Annotated in this window: 6 protein-coding genes; 2 read left to right on the top strand and 4 right to left on the bottom strand. The window is 72.8% G+C overall.

The features are described 5' to 3' along the window. Positions 1 to 32: 32 nt before the first annotated feature. The gene (gene erpA, locus ABT247_RS30795) at positions 33 to 386 is read right to left on the bottom strand and encodes an iron-sulfur cluster insertion protein ErpA (RefSeq protein ID WP_350749159.1); all 354 of its coding nucleotides are present in this window, start codon (positions 384 to 386) and stop codon (positions 33 to 35) included. A 246-nt stretch (positions 387 to 632) separates the two neighbouring features. Between erpA and ABT247_RS30800 the strand changes: the two genes are divergently transcribed. Beyond that, the gene (locus ABT247_RS30800; RefSeq protein WP_502892535.1) at positions 633 to 1,505 is read left to right on the top strand and encodes a GNAT family N-acetyltransferase; all 873 of its coding nucleotides are present in this window, start codon (positions 633 to 635) and stop codon (positions 1,503 to 1,505) included. A 73-nt stretch (positions 1,506 to 1,578) separates the two neighbouring features. Here ABT247_RS30800 and ABT247_RS30805 read toward each other — a convergent pair whose 3' ends face one another. From ABT247_RS30805 to ABT247_RS30815, 3 genes are all read right to left on the bottom strand, one after another. Further along, a complete protein-coding gene (locus tag ABT247_RS30805; RefSeq protein WP_350749161.1) occupies positions 1,579 to 2,946 on the bottom strand; it encodes a pyridoxal phosphate-dependent decarboxylase family protein in 1,368 nt (455 codons plus the stop codon). A gap of 185 nt (positions 2,947 to 3,131) precedes the next feature. Continuing rightward, complete coding sequence (locus ABT247_RS30810) at positions 3,132 to 3,596, bottom strand: Lrp/AsnC family transcriptional regulator (protein ID WP_350749164.1); 465 nt, start codon at positions 3,594 to 3,596, stop codon at positions 3,132 to 3,134. 242 nt (positions 3,597 to 3,838) lie between these two features. Continuing rightward, on the bottom strand, positions 3,839 to 4,762 hold the full coding sequence (locus ABT247_RS30815; protein ID WP_350749167.1) for an NADP-dependent oxidoreductase: 924 nt from the start codon (positions 4,760 to 4,762) through the stop codon (positions 3,839 to 3,841). Between the two features lie 219 nt (positions 4,763 to 4,981). Between ABT247_RS30815 and nadA the strand changes: the two genes are divergently transcribed. After that, positions 4,982 to 6,166 (top strand): quinolinate synthase NadA, encoded by a 1,185-nt coding sequence (gene nadA / locus ABT247_RS30820; protein ID WP_350749169.1) that lies wholly within the window; start codon positions 4,982 to 4,984, stop codon positions 6,164 to 6,166. Positions 6,167 to 6,278: the final 112 nt, after the last annotated feature.

Raw genomic sequence — 6,278 nt, forward strand, 5'->3', positions numbered from 1 at the left:
CTTCAGCGCCTCAGCGCCTCAGTGCTTCAGGCTCAGCTGAAGGAGTCGCCGCAGGCGCAGGAGCCGGTGGCGTTCGGGTTGTCGATCGTGAAGCCCTGCTTCTCGATGGTGTCCACGAAGTCGACGGTGGCGCCGCCCAGGTACGGGGCGCTCATCCGGTCGGTGACGACCTTGACGCCGTTGAAGTCCTTCAGCACGTCGCCGTCGAGCGAGCGCTCGTCGAAGAACAGCTGGTAACGCAGGCCGGAGCAGCCACCGGGCTGGACGGCGACGCGCAGCGCGAGGTCGTCGCGGCCTTCCTGCTCCAGCAGGGCCTTGACCTTGGCCGCGGCGGCATCGGTGAGGAGGATGCCACTCTCGACGGTGGTCTCGTCCTGGACGGTCATCTGCTTTCTCCCGGTCTTGACGACGGTATGCCGCCAGTGCCAACCAACGGCCGTCCGGTTTCATTTCCCGGACGGCGATGGATTTCTGCGGCCTGTTCGGCGGCCGGTTTTCCGTGGGCCGGGTGTGCCACCCGCGTCCCCTACGCTCCCCATGCTCGCACAACCGGCGCGTACCGGTCACGGCCCTCCTCGTGGATCCGGGTGAACCGGCCCCGTGGCCGGCCGTTCGGCGCCAGGATGGGCGGCATGATCCTTCGCCAGGTCAGGGACACCGCAGAGGACGCGGAGGCCGTCCGGGAACTGTCCTCCGCCGCTCGCGCCGAGTCGGACGGCGGGCCGGCGGCAGCTGCGGCGCCGCCCTGGCCGGCACCTCTGGAGCTGGCCCGGACCCGGCACCTGGCCCGCACCGATCCGGGCGGGTGCTGGCTGGCCTGGACGGGCGGGGAGACGGTCGGGGTGGTGCTGTCGCTGCGCCGGGAGGGGCTGTGGATGCCCTCGCTGTTCGCGGTCCGCCCGTCCGCCCGGGGCAAGGGGGTCGGACGGCTGCTGCTGGAACGGGCCGCGGCCCACGCGAGGGGCTGCCTGCGGGGCATGGTCTGCTCCTCCTCCGCCCCGGCGGCGGCCCGGCGCTACCGACTGGCCGGGTTCACCCTGCACCCGGCGATGCGGCTGAGCGGGCGGGTGGACCGGGCGGGGCTGACCGATCCGGGGGACATCCCGGTGCACCCCGGCAACGCGACCCACCTGCACCTGCTGGACTCGGTGGACCGGCGGCTGCGCGGGTCCGCACACGGGCCCGACCACGAGCTGATGCTGGGGCACTTCGAGGAACTGCTGGTCGCCGACGCGCTGGCCGGCAGCGGCTACTGCTACCGGGACGGCGGCTCGGTGCGGCTGCTCGCGGCCACCAGCAAGCGGATCGCCGCCCGGCTGCTGCGGGAGGCGCTGGCCCGGGTGCCGGAGGGCGTCGAGGCGCGGGTGGAGCACCTCACGGCCGAGCAGGAGTGGGCGCTGGATGTGGGGCTGGAGGTCGGGCTGACCCCGGAGACCGGGGGCTTCGTCGGGGTGCGGGGGATGCGGCCGCCGAGCCCGTACCTGCCGAGCGGGGCGTTCCTGTAGCGACGGGCGCGGCCGGGAACGCGTACGGCCCCGGCGCGCGGGGCGCCGGAGCCGTACGGGAACCTGGCGTCGGTCAGACCATGGTGTCCAGGATCTCCCGGACCATCTCCATGGTCGTGCCCGGGTGCAGGAAGGCGAAGCGGGCGACCGTCTCGCCGTCCCAGCCGGTCGGGGTGACGAAGCCGATCTGGTCCGCGAGCAGCTGCTGCGACCAGCGGTAGTAGTCGTCGTTGGTCCAGCCCTTGCGCTTGAAGCAGACGGCCGAGAGCTGCGGGTCGAACAGCAGCTCCAGGTGCTCGGTCTCGCGGATCAGCTGGGCGGTGTCCCGGGCCAGCTGGAGGCCGGTCTCGATGGCGTCGGTGTAGGCCTGGACGCCGTGGACGGCCAGCGAGAACCACAGCGGCAGGCCGCGGGCGCGCCGGGTGAGGTGGTAGGCGTAGTCGGTGGGGTTCCACTCGTCGCCCTCGGTGTGCAGGACGTCCAGGTAGGAGGCGTCCTGGGTGTGCACGGCGCGGGCCAGCTGCGGGTTGCGGTAGATCAGCGCGGCGCAGTCGAAGGGGGCGAACAGCCACTTGTGCGGGTCGACCACGAAGGAGTCGGCGTGCTCGATGCCGTCGTAGCGCTCGCGCACCGAGGGGGCGAACAGGCCGGCGCCGCCGTAGGCGCCGTCCACGTGGAACCACAGGTCCCGCTCGCGGGCGACTTCGGCCAGGCCCTTGAGGTCGTCGACGATGCCCTCGTTGGTGGTGCCGGCGGTGCCGACGACCGCGATGACCGTCTCGGGGTGGGGGTCGGCCGCCAGGGCCGCGCGCAGCGCCTCGCCGGTGAACCGCCGGTTCACGGTCGGGACCTTGAAGGCCTCGACGCCGATGATGTTGAAGGTGTTCTTGACCGAGGAGTGCACCTGGTCCGCGACCGCGATCCGCAGCCGCGCCTCCGGACCGACGCCGAGGCGGCGGCGGGCGGTGTCGCGGGCGACGACCAGAGCGGAGAGGTTGCCCGCCGAGCCGCCGGAGACGAAGCAGCCGCCGGCCGTCTCGGGCAGGCCGGCGCGGTCGGCGATCAGGCGGAGCACCTGGTTCTCGGCGGCGATCGCGCCGGCCGCCTCCAGCCAGGAGATGCCCTGGAGCGAGGCGCAGGAGACGACCATGTCGAACAGCAGCGCGGCCTTGGTCGGGGCGCACGGGATGAAGGACAGGTAGCGGGGGCTGTCGGCGGAGATGACCGCCCGGGAGAGCTCGTGGTCGTACAGCTTGAGCACGTCGGCCGGGTCGTTGCCGTCCTGGTTGAGCAGACCGGACAGCTGGGCGCGCAGGTGCTCGCCGTCACCGGGGTGGTCGAGCGGGACGGGGTCGTACTGCAGCCGCTCCCGCATGTAGTCGAAAACCAGGTCGACCAGTTCGTTGTCGGGCCGGTGCATGCGGTCGGGTACTGCGGACACGGCTGTCCCTCTCGGCTGTGGAGTGTCGGGGGGATCCGGTCTGCGGGACGCCTCACCGCGTCGACCGGACGTGATCAGCGTAGGCAGCCGCGGCGCTTCGCCGCGCGTCGGAACGCGGCTGGTCAGGCAGGTTTCGAGCGTCTTCGGGCGGGTTCGCGCAGGATTCCTGCGCGTGGGCCGGAGGGTCAGCCGATCAGCTGGGAGAGGACCACGGAGGAGCGGCTGCGCTGGACGCCGGGCTCGCGCCGGATGCGCTCGATGACGGCCTCCAGATGGCGGGTGTCCGCCGCCCGGAGGTGGACCAGCGCGTCCGGGTCGCCGGTGACCGTCCAGGCGGCGACGACCTCGGGGAACTGCCGCAGGCTGGCGAGGATCTCCTCGGGGGCGGTGCGCTCGCGGCAGTAGACCTCGACGAAGGCCTCGGTCTGCCAGCCGAGCACGGCCGGATCGAGCACCACCGTGAAGCCGCGCACCACGCCGCGCGCCCGGAGCCGGTCGATGCGGCGGCGCACGGCGGTGGCGGAGAGGTTCACCTGGAGGCCGATCTCGGCGTAGGAGGCCCGGCCGTCGCTGCCGAGCCGGGCGAGGAGCTGCCGGTCCGTCTCGTCCAGGTCCGCCCCGATCACCTCGTGCGCTCGGCTGCTCGTCATCGGTGCGGGGCTCCACGGGTCGTGCGGGGTGTTCGAGGGTGCGTTCCGGCGGCGGTCGGTGTGCGGGAGGCGGTCGCTGGGCTGCCGCCGGCACCGCCGGTACCGATGCCGAAACGGTTCGCCACCCATTCTGGCGGATGACCTGAACGAGTTCACCGCCTGCGGATGACGCGGAGGAGACCCGGGCCTGTCCGGCGGACTCCGTCGGGCCGGGCCACAGCCGCGGTCCGACCGACCGGTCCTCAGTCCACGAGCAGGACGATCTTCCCCCTGGTGCGGCCCTCGGCGCTGAGCGCCTGGGCGGAGGCGGCCTGGGCCAGCGGGAAGGTGGAGGCGACGGTGACGGTCAGCCGGCCGTCGTCGGCGAGCGCGGCCAGTTCGGCCAGGTCCGCGGCGTCGGGACGGACCCACACGTAGTGGCCGCCGAGGGCCTTCACCCCGAAGTCCACGATGGAGGCGATCCGGCCCCGGTCGGCCACCAGCCCGGCCGAGACCTGTACGGCTCCCCGGCCGACCAGGTCGAGGGCCGCGTCCACGCCGTCCGGGGCGAGCGCCCGCACCCGCTCGGCCAGCCCCTCCCCGTGGGCGACCGGTTCGGCGCCCAGTCCGCGCAGGAAGTCGTGGTTGCGCTCACCGGCCGTGCCGATCACCCGGGCGCCGCGGGCGCGGGCGATCTGGACGGCCAGGTGGCCGACCCCGCCGGCGGCCGCGTGCACCAGCAGGGTGTCGCCCGCCGAGAGCCGCAACGTCCGCAGGCTCTGCAGGGCGCTGAGCCCGGCCAGCGGCAGCCCGCCGCACTGCGCCCAGTCGAGCGCGGCGGGCCTGCGGGCGAGGGTGCGGACCGGCGCCGCGACCAGTTCGGCGTAGGTGCCGTGCTCGACGGCGTCCTTGCGGACGTAGCCGTACACCTCGTCGCCGGGGGCGAACTCGGTCACCCCGCCGCCGACCGCCCGGACCACGCCGGCCACGTCCCAGCCCGGCACCAGCGGGAAGTGGACGTCCAGCATGCCGTCCAGGGCGCCGTCCCGGATCTTCCAGTCCACCGGGTTCACCCCGGCGGCTCGCACCTGCACCAGGACGGAGTCGGGCCCGACCTTGGGGTCGGGCAGGTCGGTGTACTCGACCACCTCGGGGCCGCCGTAGCGGTTGATCGCGATTGCCTTCATGGGGTCAGCCATACCCGACCGCCCCGGAATACCGGCCCGGCCACGCCGGAACGGCCCTGAACCGGTGACCGGCACCGCGGCAGTCCACTTCGGCGAGCGGTTCTCGTCACATCGACAGGATGGCCATCGTCACTCTGACGCTAAGCGGTTAGAATAGATAGCGTCAGATAGACGAAAAGGCTTCACCGCTCGATCGGCCGCACAGAAGGGCACCCGCCCGTGACCACCACCCTCACCGAGACCCACGGCGTCGACCCCACTCCGACGCCGCTCGCTCTGCTGCTGCTCGGCCGGGAGGCCGACCCGAACAGCGAGCGCGGCGTCGAGTGCCCCGGCGACCTCCCGCCGGCCTCCGACCCCGACCTCGTCGAGCGCGCCCGCGCGGCCAAGGCCGCGCTCGGCGACCGCGTCTTCATCCTCGGGCACCACTACCAGCGCGACGAGGTCATCGAGTTCGCCGACGTCACCGGCGACTCCTTCAAGCTCGCGCGCGACGCGGCGGCCCGCCCCGAGGCCGAGTACATCGTCTTCTGCGGCGTGCACTTCATGGCAGAGTCCGCGGACATCCTCACCAGCGACCGGCAGCAGGTCGTCCTCCCGGACCTCGCGGCCGGCTGCTCGATGGCCGACATGGCCACCGCCGAGCAGGTCGCCGAGTGCTGGGACGCGCTGACGGACGCCGGCATAGCCGACGTGACCGTGCCGGTCTCGTACATGAACTCCTCCGCCGACATCAAGGCCTTCACCGGCAAGCACGGCGGCCTCATCTGCACCTCCTCCAACGCCAAGCGCGCCCTGGAGTGGGCCTTCGAGCAGGGCGAGAAGGTGCTCTTCCTGCCGGACCAGCACCTCGGCCGCAACACCGCGGTGCGGGACATGGGCTTCTCGCTGGACGACTGCGTCGTCTACAACCCGCACAAGCCGAACGGCGGCCTGACCGCCGAGCAGCTGCGGGACGCCAAGATGATCCTCTGGCGCGGGCACTGCTCGGTGCACGGCCGGTTCAACCTGGACTCCGTCAACGACGTCCGCGAGCGGATCCCCGGCGTGACCGTCCTGGTGCACCCCGAGTGCAAGCACGAGGTCGTCGCGGCCGCCGACATGGTGGGCTCGACCGAGTACATCATCAAGGCCCTGGACGCCGCCGAGCCCGGCTCCAAGTGGGCCATCGGCACCGAGCTGAACCTCGTCCGCCGCCTGGCCAAGGCGCACCCGGACAAGGAGATCGTCTTCCTGGACCGCACGGTCTGCTTCTGCTCCACCATGAACCGGATCGACCTGCCGCACCTGGTCTGGGCGCTGGAGTCGCTGGTCGACGGCCGGGTGCCGAACGTGATCACCGTGGACCCGGAGACCGAGAAGTACGCCAAGGCCGCCCTCGACCGGATGCTGGCCCTCCCGTAGCCCGACGCCCGCCCGCCCGCCTGCCCGGAGGCGAGCGGGCGACCCCGCCCCGAGCCGAAGGGGCGCGCCGGTGCCGAAAGGGAGAAGCGAGGAGGCCCCGAGGGACGAGGGG

The organism is Kitasatospora sp. NPDC001539, assembly GCF_040298565.1.
In the GTDB taxonomy this organism is placed as follows: Bacteria; Actinomycetota; Actinomycetes; order Streptomycetales; family Streptomycetaceae; genus Kitasatospora.

Coding starts and splice junctions, on each gene's coding strand:
- ABT247_RS30810 (WP_350749164.1), bottom strand. CDS start 3,596: ATGACGAGCAGCCGAGCGCACGAGGTGATCGGGGCGGACCTGGACGAG.
- erpA (WP_350749159.1), bottom strand. CDS start 386: ATGACCGTCCAGGACGAGACCACCGTCGAGAGTGGCATCCTCCTCACC.
- ABT247_RS30800 (WP_502892535.1), top strand. CDS start 633: ATGATCCTTCGCCAGGTCAGGGACACCGCAGAGGACGCGGAGGCCGTC.
- ABT247_RS30815 (WP_350749167.1), bottom strand. CDS start 4,762: ATGAAGGCAATCGCGATCAACCGCTACGGCGGCCCCGAGGTGGTCGAG.